The 15,358-nt window shown below is 66.7% G+C and carries 15 protein-coding genes; 11 read left to right on the top strand and 4 right to left on the bottom strand.

What is annotated here, in order from left to right; all coding sequences use genetic code 11:
* Positions 1-3: 3 nt before the first annotated feature.
* Positions 4-438 (top strand): VOC family protein, encoded by a 435-nt coding sequence (locus tag ABZX86_RS33355; protein ID WP_355129296.1) that lies wholly within the window; start codon positions 4-6, stop codon positions 436-438.
* A 79-nt stretch (positions 439-517) separates the two neighbouring features.
* Here ABZX86_RS33355 and ABZX86_RS33350 read toward each other — a convergent pair whose 3' ends face one another.
* Positions 518-1,021, bottom strand: coding sequence for a DUF2505 domain-containing protein (locus tag ABZX86_RS33350; protein ID WP_355129294.1), 504 nt, complete (start codon positions 1,019-1,021; stop codon positions 518-520).
* A gap of 195 nt (positions 1,022-1,216) precedes the next feature.
* On the opposite strand from ABZX86_RS33350, the gene ABZX86_RS33345 reads away from it, so the two are divergent.
* The 4 genes from ABZX86_RS33345 (at position 1,217) to ABZX86_RS33330 (ending at position 7,916) form a co-directional block, all read left to right on the top strand.
* Positions 1,217-1,648: a DUF3592 domain-containing protein gene (locus ABZX86_RS33345; RefSeq protein ID WP_355129387.1), complete on the top strand. Its 432-nt coding sequence runs from the start codon at positions 1,217-1,219 to the stop codon at positions 1,646-1,648.
* 9 nt (positions 1,649-1,657) lie between these two features.
* Entirely contained in the window at positions 1,658-2,371 is a 714-nt protein-coding gene (locus ABZX86_RS33340; RefSeq protein ID WP_355129292.1) for a demethylmenaquinone methyltransferase, read from the top strand.
* A gap of 95 nt (positions 2,372-2,466) precedes the next feature.
* Entirely contained in the window at positions 2,467-6,777 is a 4,311-nt protein-coding gene (locus tag ABZX86_RS33335) for a bifunctional nitrate reductase/sulfite reductase flavoprotein subunit alpha (RefSeq protein ID WP_355129290.1), read from the top strand.
* Positions 6,778-6,932: 155 nt separating this feature from the next.
* Entirely contained in the window at positions 6,933-7,916 is a 984-nt protein-coding gene (locus ABZX86_RS33330) for an alpha/beta hydrolase family protein (protein ID WP_355129288.1), read from the top strand.
* On the opposite strand, the gene ABZX86_RS33325 is transcribed toward ABZX86_RS33330, so the two are convergent.
* Positions 7,913-8,947 (bottom strand): aldo/keto reductase, encoded by a 1,035-nt coding sequence (locus ABZX86_RS33325; RefSeq protein ID WP_355129286.1) that lies wholly within the window; start codon positions 8,945-8,947, stop codon positions 7,913-7,915. The two genes, ABZX86_RS33330 and ABZX86_RS33325, sit on opposite strands and share 4 nt — an antisense overlap.
* An 82-nt stretch (positions 8,948-9,029) precedes the next feature.
* On the opposite strand from ABZX86_RS33325, the gene ABZX86_RS33320 reads away from it, so the two are divergent.
* The 3 genes from ABZX86_RS33320 (at position 9,030) to ABZX86_RS33310 (ending at position 10,450) form a co-directional block, all read left to right on the top strand.
* Positions 9,030-9,677, top strand: coding sequence for a TetR/AcrR family transcriptional regulator (locus ABZX86_RS33320; RefSeq protein ID WP_355129284.1), 648 nt, complete (start codon positions 9,030-9,032; stop codon positions 9,675-9,677).
* Positions 9,678-9,859: 182 nt separating this feature from the next.
* Positions 9,860-10,093 carry a hypothetical protein gene (locus tag ABZX86_RS33315; protein ID WP_355129282.1) on the top strand — a complete coding sequence of 78 codons (234 nt, stop codon included), beginning with the start codon at positions 9,860-9,862 and terminating at the stop codon, positions 10,091-10,093.
* Positions 10,094-10,183: 90 nt separating this feature from the next.
* The gene (locus ABZX86_RS33310) at positions 10,184-10,450 is read left to right on the top strand and encodes a hypothetical protein (RefSeq protein WP_355129280.1); all 267 of its coding nucleotides are present in this window, start codon (positions 10,184-10,186) and stop codon (positions 10,448-10,450) included.
* Positions 10,451-10,494: 44 nt separating this feature from the next.
* Here the strand turns inward: ABZX86_RS33310 and menD are convergent, their stop codons facing one another.
* Positions 10,495-12,129 carry a 2-succinyl-5-enolpyruvyl-6-hydroxy-3-cyclohexene-1-carboxylic-acid synthase gene (gene menD / locus ABZX86_RS33305; protein ID WP_355129278.1) on the bottom strand — a complete coding sequence of 545 codons (1,635 nt, stop codon included), beginning with the start codon at positions 12,127-12,129 and terminating at the stop codon, positions 10,495-10,497.
* An 89-nt stretch (positions 12,130-12,218) separates the two neighbouring features.
* Between menD and ABZX86_RS33300 the strand changes: the two genes are divergently transcribed.
* Positions 12,219-13,046, top strand: a complete 828-nt coding sequence (locus ABZX86_RS33300; protein WP_355129276.1) for a siderophore-interacting protein — start codon at positions 12,219-12,221, stop codon at positions 13,044-13,046.
* 83 nt (positions 13,047-13,129) lie between these two features.
* On the opposite strand, the gene ABZX86_RS33295 is transcribed toward ABZX86_RS33300, so the two are convergent.
* Positions 13,130-13,576 carry a hypothetical protein gene (locus ABZX86_RS33295; RefSeq protein WP_327142409.1) on the bottom strand — a complete coding sequence of 149 codons (447 nt, stop codon included), beginning with the start codon at positions 13,574-13,576 and terminating at the stop codon, positions 13,130-13,132.
* A gap of 366 nt (positions 13,577-13,942) precedes the next feature.
* Between ABZX86_RS33295 and ABZX86_RS33290 the strand changes: the two genes are divergently transcribed.
* Together ABZX86_RS33290 and ABZX86_RS33285 are read left to right on the top strand one after the other, a co-directional pair.
* Positions 13,943-14,848 (top strand): 1,4-dihydroxy-2-naphthoyl-CoA synthase, encoded by a 906-nt coding sequence (locus tag ABZX86_RS33290; RefSeq protein ID WP_355129274.1) that lies wholly within the window; start codon positions 13,943-13,945, stop codon positions 14,846-14,848.
* Positions 14,849-14,927: 79 nt separating this feature from the next.
* The gene (locus tag ABZX86_RS33285) at positions 14,928-15,323 is read left to right on the top strand and encodes a VOC family protein (RefSeq protein ID WP_327142411.1); all 396 of its coding nucleotides are present in this window, start codon (positions 14,928-14,930) and stop codon (positions 15,321-15,323) included.
* Positions 15,324-15,358 lie beyond the last annotated feature (35 nt).

Here is a 15,358-nt window from a genome sequence, read left to right as displayed (position 1 = left end):
GGTATGACGATCACCAACGTTTCCCTGGCCACCGTGTACGTGACCGATCAGAGCGCCGCCAAACAGTGGTACACCGACAAACTCGGTTTCGTGGAGACCGCGGATGTGACCATGGGCGACAACGGCTTCCGCTGGGTGACCGTGGCGCAGCCGGATCATCTCGAGCTGGAGGTGACCCTCATGCTGCCGGGGCCGCCGCTGGACGAGCAGTTGGCCGAGGCCATCCGGCGTTCGCTGGCCAGTGGCACGCACGGCGCGCTCGGGCTGCGAACCGACAACTGCCAGAAGACTTTCGAGGAGCTCAGCGCCAAGGGCGTGGAGTTCGTGCAGCCGCCGTCGGAGCGCCCGTACGGCGTGGAGGCCATCATTCGCGACAACTCCGGAAACTGGCTCGTGCTGGTGGAAAACCGCGAATTCGATCCGAACCGCGGGCAGTAGTCCGATCCGGCCGGGCGGCAACGAAACCCGTGGGTGCGCGTGAGCGCACCCACGGGTCTATCGCTCAATCGGAGTTAGGTCAGGCGTTCTGGGCGGCGAACCAGGCCTCGATGGACTTGCGCTCGCTCTTCATCACCTTCTCGAGCAGGTTCTCCACCAGCGGCTCGATGGCGCCGCCGACGAGGGGAACCTTGACGTTCACCGTGCCGGCGGCCTCGATCTCGGAACCCTCGGCGGTGGGCCGCAATTCGAGGGTGCCCGACATCTCGGTGGTGATACCGGTGGAGGCGCCCTGGAAGGTGCCCTTGGCCGTATCGCCGTCGAGCACGCCCCAGCTGTCGGTGCGCTGGAGTTCGAGATCGCTCTTGAGGACCTTCTTGACCAGGCCCGGAATCTTGTCTTCGGCTGCTTTTTCGGTCATATGGATGCGAATGGTGCCGGGCCCGTCCGGATGGGACAGGTTCAGGGTGGCGGTGGACGCGCCGGTGAAGCGGGAATTCCACATCTCGTCGTTGGTCAGTGCCCGGTGAAGCTCTTCTACCGGAACGCTGTACTGCACGGTGAAGCTGAATTTACGGGACATGGCGGCAACGGTAGTCCAGTCATGGAATAGCCTGGTGAAGTGTCGGAAACCAGCCAGTCTGTCACCGCAGCGGAGCGGAGCGGACTCACCGCAGCGAAGCGGAGCAGTGTGACCGAGGCGGAACCGGGCGCCACCGCGCCGCCGCTCGCCGACGCTCCCCCACCACCGCCCGCGAACCGCTGGCGGCGCACACGCATGGGAATTCTGATCGCCGCGTCGGCCATCAGCGTGCTCGCGGTGCTGCTGGTGCTGGCCGCCTGGAAGGACGATCGGCTCATCAGTTCGGATATGGGCACGACCAGCGGCGAAGTGCTGTCGGCCGGACGCCTGCGGTCCGCGGTCATCTTCGTGACCCCGGACGGTGAGACACACAATCCCAAGGTCGGCGTGCTGTACCCGACCAGACTGACCGTCGGCGAACGCATCAATGTCGAATATCAGCGCAGCGATCCCGATCTGGTCCGGGTGGCCGGCCGCGATGCGCGCGTCGCCATCATCCCGGCCCTGTCGGTGATCGTGGTGACATGGGTGGTGACGATTCCGGCGCTCTGGCTGCTGGGTTCGCGGCCCGCCCGCCTGCTCGGCGCGGTCCGGAGGCGATGGTCGCGCGCCCGCGCCGCGAGCTAGTGTGCGTGGGTGGCGAAAACAGAGCGGCGGGAATCGGTTCGGGCCTCGTTGGAGAAGCAGCCGCACGAGGTCGCGTCGATGTTCGACGGGGTCGCGAAGCGGTACGACCTCACCAATACGGTGATCTCCGGTGGCCAGGACTATTACTGGCGATGGGCGACGCGTAAAGCCTTGGCGCTGCGGCCCGGTGAGCGGGTGCTGGATCTGGCCGCGGGCACCGGCGTCTCCACGCTCGAGCTGGCCAAGTCCGGCGCCTGGTGTGTGGCCACCGACTTCTCGCAGGGCATGCTGGCGGCGGGGCGGTTCCGCAAGGTCCCGATGGTGGCCGGTGATGCCATGGCGCTGCCGTTCGCGGACGAATCCTTCGACGCGGTGACCATCTCCTACGGTCTGCGCAATGTCGCCGATCCGGATCTGGCGCTGCGCGAGATGCTGCGCGTCACCAAGCCCGGCGGCCGGCTGGTGGTGGCGGAGTTCTCCACGCCGACCTTCGCGCTTTTCCGCACCGTCTACATGGAGTACCTGATGAAGGCGCTCCCGGCGGTGGCCAAGCGGGTCTCCAGTAATCCGGATGCCTACGTCTACCTGGCGGAATCCATTCGGGCGTGGCCCACGCAGTCGCAGCTGGCACTGCGGATCGCCGATGCCGGCTGGTCCTCGGTGAAGTGGCGCAACCTCTCCGGAGGCGCGGTGGCGCTGCACCGCGGCTTCAAACTGGACTGACCTCACCGAGGCGGACACCCGCTGTGCGGCGGAATGTCATCTGCCGATAACGCCAGGTAAATCCGGCGCAATCGGGAGTGACGAAGATCGGAACCATGCCGGATTCCACCATTCCCCTGACGAGCACCCGGACCGCGTGCTCGTACTGCGGAGTGGGCTGCGGCATGGTCGTGCACACCCGGCCCGGCGAATCCGGCGCCCCGGTGATCGCCTCGGTGAACGGCGACAAGCTGCATCCGGTGAATGCGGGACGCCTGTGCACCAAGGGCGCCACCCATGCCGAGCTCATGCGCACGGACGGGCGGATGGCGACCGCGTACCGGCGGCCGGAACGCGGGCAGCCGCCGATGCCGGTGCCGGTCGACGCGGCGATCCAGGAGGCCGCCGACCGGCTGCGCGCGATTCTCGACGAGCACGGCCCGGATGCGGTGTCGCTCTACGTTTCCGGGCAGATGTCGATCGAAGCCCAGTATCTGGCAAACAAATTGGCCAAGGGTTATCTGCGGACCGTGCATATCGAAGCCAATTCGCGGCTGTGCATGGCCAGTGCGGCCACCGGATACAAGCAGTCGTTCGGAGCGGACGGGCCGCCCGGCTCCTACGAGGATCTCGACCACGCTGATCTGTTCTTTGTGATCGGCGCGAATATGGCGGACTGCCATCCGATTCTGCTGCTGCGCATGGCGGGGCGGTTGAAGGCGGGCGCGAAACTCATCGTGGTGGATCCGCGGCGCACCGAAACCGCGAAGAAGGCCGATCTGTTCCTGCAGATCCGGCCCGGCACGGATCTGGCGCTGCTGAACGGTTTACTGCATCTGCTCGTCGAAAACGGTGATATAGATACCGAATTCATCGCCGAGCACACGCAGGGGTGGGCGGCGATGCCGGAATTCCTCGCCGATTACGCGCCCGCGCAGGTCGCCGAGATGACCGGACTGGCCGAGGCCGATATTCGTACCGCAGCGGAGTGGATCGGTGCGGCCGGTGAATGGATGTCGCTGTGGACCATGGGCGTCAATCAGTCCACGCACGGCACCTGGACCACCAATGCGATCATCAATCTGCATCTGGCCACCGGCGCGGTCTGCCGCACCGGCAGCGGGCCGTTCTCGCTCACCGGGCAGCCGAATGCCATGGGCGGGCGCGAAATGGGTTATATGGGACCGGGATTGCCCGGACAGCGCAGTGTGCTGGCGGCGGCGGACCGGAGCTTCGTGGAGACGGCGTGGGAGCTGGAACCCGGTGCGCTGCGGGACAAGGCCGGGCCCGGCACCGTCGAGATGTTCCGCGGGCTCGCGGACGGCGATATCAAGGCCTGCTGGATCATCTGCAGCAATCCCGTGGCCTCCATGGCGAATCGGAAGACCGTGATCGACGGACTGGAAGCCGCCGAACTGGTGATCGCCCAGGATGTGTACACCGAGACCGCCACCAATTCCTATGCCGATCTGATGCTGCCCGCCACGCTGTGGGCGGAATCGGATGCGGTAATGGTGAATTCCGAGCGCACTCTGACCCTGCTGCCGCAGTCGGTGCCGCCGGTGGGCGAGGCCCGGCCGGACTGGCAGTTGATCGCGCAGGTGGCGAGTGCCATGGGGTTCCCCGGTTTCGACTACAAGAGCAGTGCCGAGATCTTCGAGGAGATACGGCAATTCGCGAATCCGGTCACCGGATACGACCTGCGGGGCATTACCTACGAGGCGCTGCGGGACGGGCCCATGCAGTGGCCGTGCCCCGATCCGGCACAGCGCCGCAATCCCATTCGCTATCGCAATGACGGTGTCAGCCAGCACCTGTTCACCGATGAGAGCGGTACGCGGCCGCGCCTGGCCTTCGCCACACCCAGCCGGCGCGCCGTCTTCTGGCCGCGCCCGCATCTGCTGCCCGCCGAAATGCCCGACGACGACCACCCCGTCGTGCTCAATACCGGTCGCCTGCAACATCAATGGCACACCATGACCAAGACCGGCAAGGTCGCGAAACTGGTCAAACTCAACGGCGACCCGTTCCTCGAGGTGCACCCCGACGATGCCGCCGCACTCGAACTGCACGAGGGCGATCAGATCGAAATCGCCTCCCGCCGTGGACGTGCCGTACTCCCCGCCCGCATCAGCGACCGCGTGCTGCCCGGCACCTGCTTCGCACCGTTCCACTGGAACGACGAACAGGGCGAATACCTGACCATCAATGCCGTCACCAACGACGCTGTGGACCCGGACTCCCTGCAACCCGAATTCAAGGCCTGCGCCGTCCGGCTCCGCAAGGTCGCCGCCGTCTCCACCACCTCCCAGCAGATCCCGGCCACCGACCGCAGCCGCGCGGACTCCCCCGGAACCGGTCCACTCAGCGCAGAGACCGGTCCGAACGGAATCGCATCGCCTCCGTTCGGCGCAGGAGCCGACAGCGCTGGGCGCGAGGGGGTGCATCCGCTGTCGGCGATGCTCGGATTGGACGCGGCGGTCGCACCGACGCTGAGTGATGCCGAGCGGATCTACCTGGGCGGGTATCTCGCGGCATTGCAGACCTTGCCGGTGGCGGGGACGCCGGTACTGCCGGCGACCGCACCGCTGTCACGGGGCAGCCGACTCTGGATCGACGGGTTGCTCGCGGGCATGTATTCCCGTGGAGCACAGCCGCAATCGGCGGGTGCCACCGATGCGGGCACCTTGCAGACAGCCGCCGGGAACGGCGATCCGTCCGCCGAGCCGGTCACCCGGACGGTGACCGTGCTGTGGGCTTCACAGACCGGGACCGCGGAGGAGCTGGCAGCCGCGGTCGCAACACGTCTCGCCGCAGCCGATTTCACGCCCCGGCTGGTGGATATGGACTCCACCGATCTCGCAGATCTGACCGGCGACGTGCTGGTGATCACCAGCACCTTCGGCGACGGCGGCCCGCCGGACAACGGCCAAGACTTCTGGGATCGTCTCAGCGACAGCGCAATCCGCCTCACCGGTATGCGGTATGCCATTTTCGGGCTCGGCGATTCGTCCTACGACGAGTTCTGCGGGCACGGGCGCAAGCTCGATGAGTTGTTCACAAAATGTGGTGCCACACGCCTCCTTCCACGTATCGACAGCGAACCCGATCACGACGAGTTGTCGGAGCAGTGGATCGACGAGGTGACCGCAGCACTGATCGGTTCGGAAACATCAGGGCCGGAACCTGTTCCGCAGACTCTGAAGCGCACTGCGGCTCCCAGCGGCATCGCAACTCCCGGCAGCGCGTCGTCCTACAGCGGCGGGTCCGGTTCCGGCAGCGCCGTAACCACTCTCGCTCCTGCCCAATTCACTCGTCATGCACCGCTTCCGGCGCGGCTGGTGCGTAATGAGTTGCTGTCGCGGCCGGGGTCGGAGAAAGAGGTGCGGCGGTTCGGGTTCGATCTGCGGGGGCTGGATGCGAGTTATGAGGTCGGCGATTCACTGGGGATCAAGCCTGCCAATTGTGAGGCGCTGGTAGCGGAATGGCTGGCTGCGACCGGGCTCGACGGGCGGCGGCTCATCGATCTGGAGGATCGGGAGTTGCCGCTGGCGGAGGCGCTGCGCACGCATTACGACATCACCAAGGTGAGTACCGATCTGCTGTCGTTCATTGCCGAGCACAATGCGAGTCCGCATCTGGCGAAACTGCTGCGGCGCGACAATCGCAACGAGCTGGACAGCTATCTGTGGGATCGGCAGCCGGTGGATGTGCTGCGCGACTTTCCGGTGCGGGCCGATCTGGTGGAGTGGCTGGGCACGCTGAAAAAGCTGCAGCCGCGCCAGTATTCGATTTCCTCCAGTCCGCTGGTCGACCCGCACGAGGTGCAGCTGACGGTGGGCGTGGTGCGCTACGGCAATCCGGTGGCCGCCGGCGCGGCCAGGCGCGGCGGTGTCAGTTCCACCTTCCTGGCCGATCGCGCGGGCGAGGCGCCGATCTTCCTGCAGCGCGCCCCGCATTTCCGCCCCCCGCTGGATCCGAACGCGCCCATGATCATGGTCGGCCCGGGCACCGGCATCGCACCGTTCCGGGGTTTCCTGCACGAGCGCCGCGCGCTCGGCTGCCAGGGCCGCAATTGGCTGTTCTTCGGCGATCAGCACGCGGCGGACAATTTCTATTACCGCGCGGAGCTCGAGGATATGTTCCGCTCAGGCTTCCTGACCCGGTTGGATCTGGCTTTCTCGCGGGATCAGCGGGAGCGGGTCTATGTGCAGCACCGCATGATCGAGCACGGTGCGGAACTGTGGGCATGGCTGCGGGAGGGCGGCCATTTCTATGTCTGCGGTGATGCCGCACGCATGGCCAAGGATGTGGACGACACCCTGCTGCGGATAGCCCGGATTCACGGGAAATTGAGCGAGGAGGCCGCACTGGCCTTCAAGAAGCAGCTGGTCGCCGAGAAACGCTACGTGCGCGACGTGTACTGAGCCCCGAATTCTCTGGGGTTCCCAGCCATGGATTTCCCGGATCCCCTTCCCTACGATGTGAAATCGTCGTGTTTACAACGGAGGGTCGGGTCTTGAACCGAAGAATCACCGGGCGAATCGCATTGGCGGCCTTGGCGGCTACCGTGTCGATCGGAGTGAGCGCGTATCCCGCGACAGCGGATACCCCGACCGCCCCCGGAGTGACCACCACGGCAAAATCGCCCGACGGTTCCTACCTCAAGAACGTCACGGTCAAGGACGACCGCAATATCCAGCTCCAGATCTACTCCGCCGCCATGGACCAGACCTTCCCGGTGGACGTCCTGCGCCCCGCCGATACCGCCGGCGCGCGGCCCACCCTGTATCTGCTCAATGGCGCGGGCGGCGGCGTCGACAATGCCTCCTGGCAATTGCGCACGGACGCACTGGATTTCCTGTCCGACAAGAACATCAATGTCGTGCAGATCATCGGCGGCGCGTTCACCTGGTACACCGACTGGCTGAAGCCCGACAAAGCACTCGGCGTGAACAAGTGGTCGACCTATCTGGGCCAGGAACTGCCGCCGCTGATCGATGTCGCCCTGAACACCAATCGGGTGAATGCCATTGCGGGACTGTCCATGGCGGGCTTGCCGGTGCTGAACTCGGTGATCTTCAATCCCGGGCAGTACCGCAGCGCCGCCGTGTACAGCGGCCTCTCCCAGACCACCACGCCGACCGGGCGCGAGGCCGTCAAGATGACCACGGAGCTCTACGGCGGCGGTGACGTCCAGAATATGTGGGGCGCCGACGACAACCCGCTCTGGGCGGCCAACGATCCCACCCTCAATGCCGAAAAGCTCCGCGGCACCAATCTTTTCATCTCGACCGGCACCGGAATCCCCGGCGCCTATGACATGCCGGGCGGCAAATTCCGCATGGAGAAGCCCGCGGATTACGCACAGACGGTCGCACTCGGCAGCTTCATCGAGGCCAATATCGATGCGTCCACCCATACCCTGCAGGACCGTCTCGATCAGCTGAACATTCCGGCGACCTTCGTCTACCGCAGCACCGGCACCCACTCCTGGGGCTACTGGCAGGACGATCTGAAGACGTCCTGGCCGGTACTGGCGGCAGGCCTGTACTCCGCGCCCTAGACCGCCGGCGGATTCAGCCGGGTGAAATCCGCGAGCCGGTAGTACGGGTAGTAGGGGTAGGGCGGCGTCACCGCGCTCGCCTTGTCGAGGCGGGCGATCTGCTCGGCGTCCAGGCTCCAGCCGACGGCGCCGAGATTCTGCCGCAACTGCTCCTCATTGCGCGCGCCGACCATGACGGTCGCGACGGTGGGGCGGGTGAGCAGCCAGTTCAGCGCGATCTGCGGGACGGTGCGGCCGGTCTCGGCGGCGAGGTCGTCGAGCACATCGACCACGTCGTAGAGCACCTCGTCGTCCACCGGCGGTCCCGCCGCGGCGGTCAGGTGCAGGCGGCTGCCTTCCGGAAGTGGTTGGCCGCGGCGGATTTTGCCGGTGAGGCGACCCCAGCCGAGCGGGCTCCACACCACCGCACCGACACCCTGATCGACGCCGAGCGGCATGAGTTCCCACTCGTAGTCGCGCCCGACCAGCGAGTAGTAGACCTGGTGCGCGACATAGCGCGGCAGACCGTAACGGTCCGCTGCGGCAAGGGATTTCATGAGTTGCCAGCCCGCGAAGTTCGAGGCGCCGACATAGCGGATCTTGCCCGAACGCACCAGATCATCCAGTGCCGCAAGGACTTCCTCCACCGGCGTGCCCGCGTCGAAGGCGTGCAACTGGAACAGGTCGATGTAGTCGGTGCCCAGCCGCCGCAGTGAGCCCTCGACCGCGCGGATCAGGCGGGCGCGCCCGGAACCGGCATCGTAGGGTCCGGGGCCGGTCGGCAGGGAGGCCTTGGTGGAGATCAGCAGATCGTCGCGGCGGCCCCGAATCGCTTCGCCGAGAACCTCTTCCGACGCGCCGTCGGAGTAGACGTCGGCGGTGTCGAACATGGTGACGCCTGCTTCCAGACTGATGTCGACGAGGCGGCGAGCCTGCCGCGCATCGGTATCACCCCAGGCGCCGAAGAGTTCGCCGCGACCCCCGAAGGTGCCCGCGCCGAAGCTCAATGCCGGAACCATCAGACCTGATGCGCCGAGCCTGCGATACTCCATGACAACCCCTAACGGAACTACAGTTTCATTAACAAAATCGACGATACACTCACCTCGTCGCAAATGGAACTGGAGGCCCGTTATGGAGCAGGACGTCACCGCGCCCGGATCGATCCGCCCGGGTGGGCGCACCGCACGCGTCCGCGAGGCCGTGCTGCGCGCCGCCGGCGATCTGCTCACCGAACGCGGTTTCGCAGAGCTGGATCCGGCCGAGGTGGCCGCGCGCGCCGAGGTCGGCAAGACCACGGTCTACCGCCGCTGGCGCACCCCCGCCGGACTGGTCGCCGACCTCCTCGTCGAAATGACGGAAACCTCACTGCCGCACAGTGATACCGGCTCCCTCCGCGGCGATCTGGACGCCAATGCCCGACTGGTCGCCGCCACCCTCACCGACCCCCGCCAGGGCCGCCTCTTCCGCGCCCTGCTGGCCGCCGCCACCACCGACGACACCGCGGCCACCGCCCTGCACGCTTTCTACGACACCCGCCTCACCGAATGGTCCCCCTGCATCGACATCGCCGTCGCCCGAGGCGAACTCCCACCCGGCACCGACCCCCGCGCCGTCCTCTCCGCGGTCTCGGCCCCCCTCTACTACCGCCTCCTCACCGCCAGCTCCCCCATCGACGAGACAGCGATCACCACCGCCGTCGAAGCCGCCACCCTCGCCGCCCAGGCAGGCGTTTTCGTCACCGCCCCAGGCGCGGCGGGCATCGCTCGACGCAACGACTGATCGCGCGAGATCCGGGTAACGCCCAGAACTCGGCCACCCACTCAACCGCCGGTCCGCGACATAACTCCCGTGACACCCGCCGTCCGGCAAAAGGCGCGGAGAGGCGGTACTGCAACCCGTTCGTTAGCCGGATCCGAGCCGGATTCCTCGCGAAAAGCACTGGTAGCGAGGAGAATTGGGAGATGAAGGGCGATCGCGTGGAGATTGTCGTCGATATGGGCGGCGAGTCTCGAAATTACGAAGTGACGGCCAGCCGAGCCGGGCGGCGCGTCGAGGTGCGCATAGCGCGCGGGGTGGTGGAGGTCAGTGAAGTGACCAGGACCGGGACGACGGTTCGCACCGCACGATTCATGGCCGGAAAGGTCTTGGCGCTGGTCGAGCATCCGGCCGATAACGGAGCACTGCCCGGGGAGTGATGTCCGGGTTGCCGTACCGGCGCGGGCGGGGCATCCTCGGAGGTGCCCGACTTCACCCGGTCACACCGATACGGCGGAGAGGAGCATCCGATGACCGAACGCATCGACGCGGTACCCGAAGCCGACTATGTCGAGCAGCACACCGCAGCTTTTCCGAGCGATTCCGCAGATCCGGAGCCTTATCCCGACAGGGACGCACACACCGGCGAGCTGCTGGAATCAGATTCCGAGATCACCCCGCCACCGGTCGGGGACAGCGGCTGGACGGCCGACGAGGCGGATCTCATCGAACAATCGATACCCGTCCCGCTGGGCGACGATTACGACAGCTCCGGCAGCTCCGACACCGAATACTGACGGCGAGTGCTCGGGGCGGCGGCCCGGTGCCGCCGCCCCGCTGCTCACTTCGAGATGCCCGCGCGCACGGTCGCATGCAGTTCGCGCAGGCTGGATCGCTCGGTCGCGACCTCGAGCACCCGAATGCCGTGCGCGTTACCGGTGAGCGCCACCGCCAATTCCGCCGGATCGACCTGCCGGTGCGGCACCCGGTAGGCGGCGCACAATGCGGCCAGATCCATACCGTGGGGGGTGCCGAACACCCGCTCGAAGACGCCCGCGTACTGCGGATCGCCCTGTTCGAGCAGTTCGAAGATGCCGCCGCCGTCGTCATTGGCGACCACGATGGTGAGGTCTTCGGGCCGCGGTTCACCCGGGCCGATGAGCAGACCGGACGCATCGTGCAGGAAGGTCAGATCACCCATGAGCGCGACGGTCCGCCCCGAATGGGTCAGTGCCGCACCGACTGCCGCCGAAACGGTGCCGTCGATACCGGCCACACCGCGATTGGAGAGCACCCGGATACCGGGCCGCGGCTGGGAGACCAGCGCGGCGTCGCGCACCGGATTCGACGCGCCCAGCAGCAATTGATCGCCGTCGTGCAGTGCGTTCATCACCACTTCGGCCACATGCAGACCGGTCGGCTTGGGGTGGGCGTCCAGCTCGGCGCGTACCACCGCGATCGCCTTCTCGTTCAGGTCGCGGCACTGCTCCAGCCATTCGGCGCGCGGGCTGCCGTGCGTGACGGCCCGGGTACCGGTGCCCACCACATTCCCGGACACATCGGGCCAGCGCGGGCCGGTGGTGAGCGCGTACACCACCACCTCGGGATCGGCGAGCACCTGCGACACCTGCCGGTGCAGGGTGGGCCGCCCGGTGATGATGGCCTGCTTCGGCCGCAGCAATCCGAGCGCGAGCGGATGCAGCGCCGGCCCGTGCATGGGCGCGGTCGGTTCGGCGACGGTCGGCACGTTCGCGAGTTCCGGCCGGCGACCCGCACCGTGCCCGGAGATGACCACGGTATCGACGCTGAGATCGATATCCAGCGGTACGTCCAGGGTCGCGTATTGCGTTGCGGTCCAAGGGGCGTCATCGGCGCGCCCGACCGGCAGCACCTCGCCGGCGGCCATATCGGGGACCAGCGGTTCGCGCAGCGGAATGTCGAAGTGCACCGGCCCGGCATTGCCCGAGCGGGTGCCGCGGGCGGCGGCCAGCACCCGGCAGACGGCCGAGCGCCACACGCTGTTCTGCTTGGCGTACTGCTCCGAACCGGTTTCGGTCTCGGCCAGGCCGAGGCTGACGGTGGCGCGCACCTGGCTGCCGAACAGACCGAGCTGCTCCACAGTCTGGTTGGCGCCGGTGCCGAGCATCTCGTAGGGCCGGTTGGCGCTGAGCACGATGAGCGGCAGCCGCGCGTAGTTGGCTTCGAGCACGGCCGGGCCGAGATTGGCGACAGCGGTGCCGGAGGTCATGACGACGGGCACCGGGCGGCCACTCGCGGCGGTCAGGCCGATGGCGAGGAAACCGGCGCTGCGTTCGTCGATGCGCATGTGCAGGCGCAGTCGCCCGGCGGCATCGGCCGCCTGTAATGCGAAGGCCAGTGGTGCGTTTCGCGATCCCGGGCACAGGACCACATCTCGCACTCCGCCGCGCGCGAGCTCGTCGACGACGACCTGCGCCTGTGCTGTCGAAGGATTCACCCTCTCAGCCTCTCAGACAGTCGCTCATCACGCTGCGTCAGCCCGCTCACACCTGGTCTTATATACTTAGGGTTTGCTAACCTAAGCCAATGTCGAAGCGCCCCAAATACGTCAAACCCGAACACCGCGAAATCCTGACCGCGGAGGTACTGGCGAGCAAACGCATCAGCCCGAACTTCCAGCGTGTCACCCTCGGCGGCGACGGCCTCGCGGGCTTCACCGCCATGGGCTGGGACCAGTGGTTCCGGCTTTTCCTGCCGGGTCGCGACAACAGCCTGCGCCTGCCCACCTCCACCAGCAGCCTGGGCTGGTACGCGCAGTACCTCATGATGGGCAAGGAGCACCGGCCGCTGGTGCGCAACTACACCGTGCGCGATTACCGCGCCGCCGGGTTCGGCGAATTCGGCAGCACCGCCGAGATCGATATCGACTTCTTCGTGCACGGCGACGACAGTCCGGCCGCCACCTGGTCCAACAGCACCACGCCCGGCGACAAGGCCGGAATGCTGGACGAGGGCATCACCTACCAGGCCCCGGATCACACCGATTGGTCTCTTCTGGTGGGTGACGAGAGCGCGCTGCCCGGCATCGCGGGCATTCTGCGCTCGGCGCCGCGCGGCCTGAAAGGCGCGGCGTACGTGGAGATCTCACATGCCGACGACGCCCAGGAGCTGGGCGAACCCGAAGGGGTGCAGGTCAACTGGCTGGTCCGTACGGACCCGAACGCCGAGGTCGGCGCAGCGGCCGCGGCGGCGGTACGGGCGGCGGAACTGCCCGCCAAGGGCGTCTACGCCTTCATCGCGGGCGAGCAGAAGCTGTGCGCCGGAGTACGGCGATACCTGGCCCAGGACCGCGAAATCCCCAAGGCGGACATCACTTTCACCGGTTACTGGCGAGTAGGCAAGGCGGCGGGCTGAATTCGGGCCACGGATGCCGAATTCGAGCCGGCCGCGAATACCGAGTTCGCGGCCCTGATCAGGGCCGCGAACCGGTCATTTGATTAACCAGCGTGACGCTGGATGAGCGCACCGACACGCGGAAGCGCCTCGGCGACATGCTTCTTCGCCGAGTTACGCATCGAGTTGTAGACCTTGGTCAGCGCGGGACGCGACGACGCGGCAGCGCGCTCGTCGGTCACCGAGAGCAGTGCCTCGGAGACCTCGTCCTGCTTGGAGACCAGCAGGTCGGCGAACGACCCGGCGCCGGAAGCCTGGTACTGCGACCAGAACGGCTCGAGCTGCGCGACAAAACGGGGAATGAAGGATTCGAGGGCATCGCCGACAATTGTCGGGCTGACCTTCTTGACCGCGGCGTAGCCGCCCTTCACAGCGAGACCCGACGCGCCGCCCTTGTCCGACACCTCAGCATCCAGAACCTCTTTGGCGTCGACCAGGAAGGCCGGACGCTTGGCGTCATCGAGCAGGGATTCAGACAGTGCTGCAACCACTTTCAGGTTCCTCCGGATAGTTTTTCGATGAACGAGCGCATGGAACTATACGCACCGGCTTCTCGCCGCACACGACCCTGATCCAGCTCGACTGCCTAAGCAGCAACTGCACTGTAAAGCCTCCGCAATCGATTGGCAGCGTTACGGATCCGCCTCTCCGATACTTCAAGCGACCACTTGGGAGCCCCTCCGGTTAGCGTCGCGCGCCTGCGGTCCCGTCCCGAGAAGTTTCGGAGGTACCCCAGGAGTTACCCCTGGCGGCACGAGATCAGTGGTCACCTCCGCGACGAACGAACACCCGGCACGCACTCCAGCGCCGAGCACCCAAACTGGGCGGCCGCAGTAGCCGGAGATGGAGTTCGCGTTATGTTCGTGGCTGTGACCTTCAATGAAGCGCTGTGGCAGCCCGTCCCGGGGTTCAAAGACCTCACCGACATCACGTATCACCGGCATGTCGAGCAGGGCACCGTACGAATCGCCTTCGACCGGCCGGAGGTGCGCAATGCGTTCCGGCCGCACACCGTCGACGAGCTGTACCGGGCGCTCGACCACGCCCGCATGACCTCCGATGTGGGTGCGGTGCTGCTCACCGGCAACGGGCCGAGTGCCAAGGACGGCGGCTGGGCCTTCTGCTCCGGCGGCGACCAGCGCATTCGCGGGCGCAACGGGTATCAGTACGCCGAGGGCGAGACCGCGGACACCGTGGACCCGGCCCGGGCCGGGCGCCTGCACATCCTCGAGGTGCAGCGGCTCATCCGCTTCATGCCCAAGGTGGTCATCGCGCTGGTCAACGGCTGGGCGGCGGGCGGCGGGCACAGCCTGCACGTCACCTGCGACCTCACCCTGGCCAGCCGCGAGCACGCCCGGTTCAAGCAGACCGATGCCGATGTGGGCAGCTTCGACGGCGGCTACGGCAGCGCCTACCTCGCGAAGATGGTGGGGCAGAAGCGCGCCCGCGAGATCTTCTTCCTGGGCCGGCCGTACACCGCCGAGGAAATGCACAAGATGGGCGCGGTCAACGAGGTCGTCGATCATGCCGAGCTGGAGAATGTGGCGCTGGAGTGGACCGCGGAAATCCTCGGCAAGTCGCCGCAGGCGATTCGCATGCTGAAGTACGCGTTCAACCTCAGCGACGACGGACTGGTGGGCCAGCAGCTGTTCGCCGGTGAGGCCACCCGCCTCGCCTATATGACCGATGAGGCCGTCGAAGGCCGCGACTCCTTCCTGGAGAAGCGCGCCCCGGACTGGGCGCCGTACCCGTACTACTTCTGAAAACCCGAGGCTCCCACTCGCGAACGGGCACGATGGTGTTCCCGGCGAAGGTGCGGGGAGCGAAGCGGAGGCAGTGGACATGGAGATTCTCAGCAGTCGGTTGATCCTGCGGCCGGTGGATTACCAGCGCACGCTGGAGTTCTACCGGGACACGCTCGACCTGGCGATTGCCCGGGAGTATCCGGGCGGCACGGTGTTCTTCGCGGGGCAGTCCCTCATCGAGGTCGCGGGGCACGGGCGCGGTGACGACGCACCGGTGGGATTCGGGGGCGCGATCTGGCTGCAGGTGCGCGATTGCGGGGCGGCGTCGGTCCAATTGGCACTGTCGGGGGTGCCGATCGACAAGAAGCCGGAGCTGCAACCGTGGGGGTTGATCGAGATGTGGGTGCGCGATCCGGACGGGGTGCCGATCGTGCTGGTCGAGGTGCCCGAGGATCATCCGATCCGGCGGGACAGTCGTTCACGGCCGAAATGATCGACACGCCACACCTTTCGGGTCGATGACACGCC

It is taken from the genome of Nocardia sp. NPDC006630 (assembly GCF_040611495.1).
GTDB lineage: Bacteria > Actinomycetota > Actinomycetes > Mycobacteriales > Mycobacteriaceae > Nocardia.
This window is presented reverse-complemented; position numbering and strand designations above follow the sequence as displayed.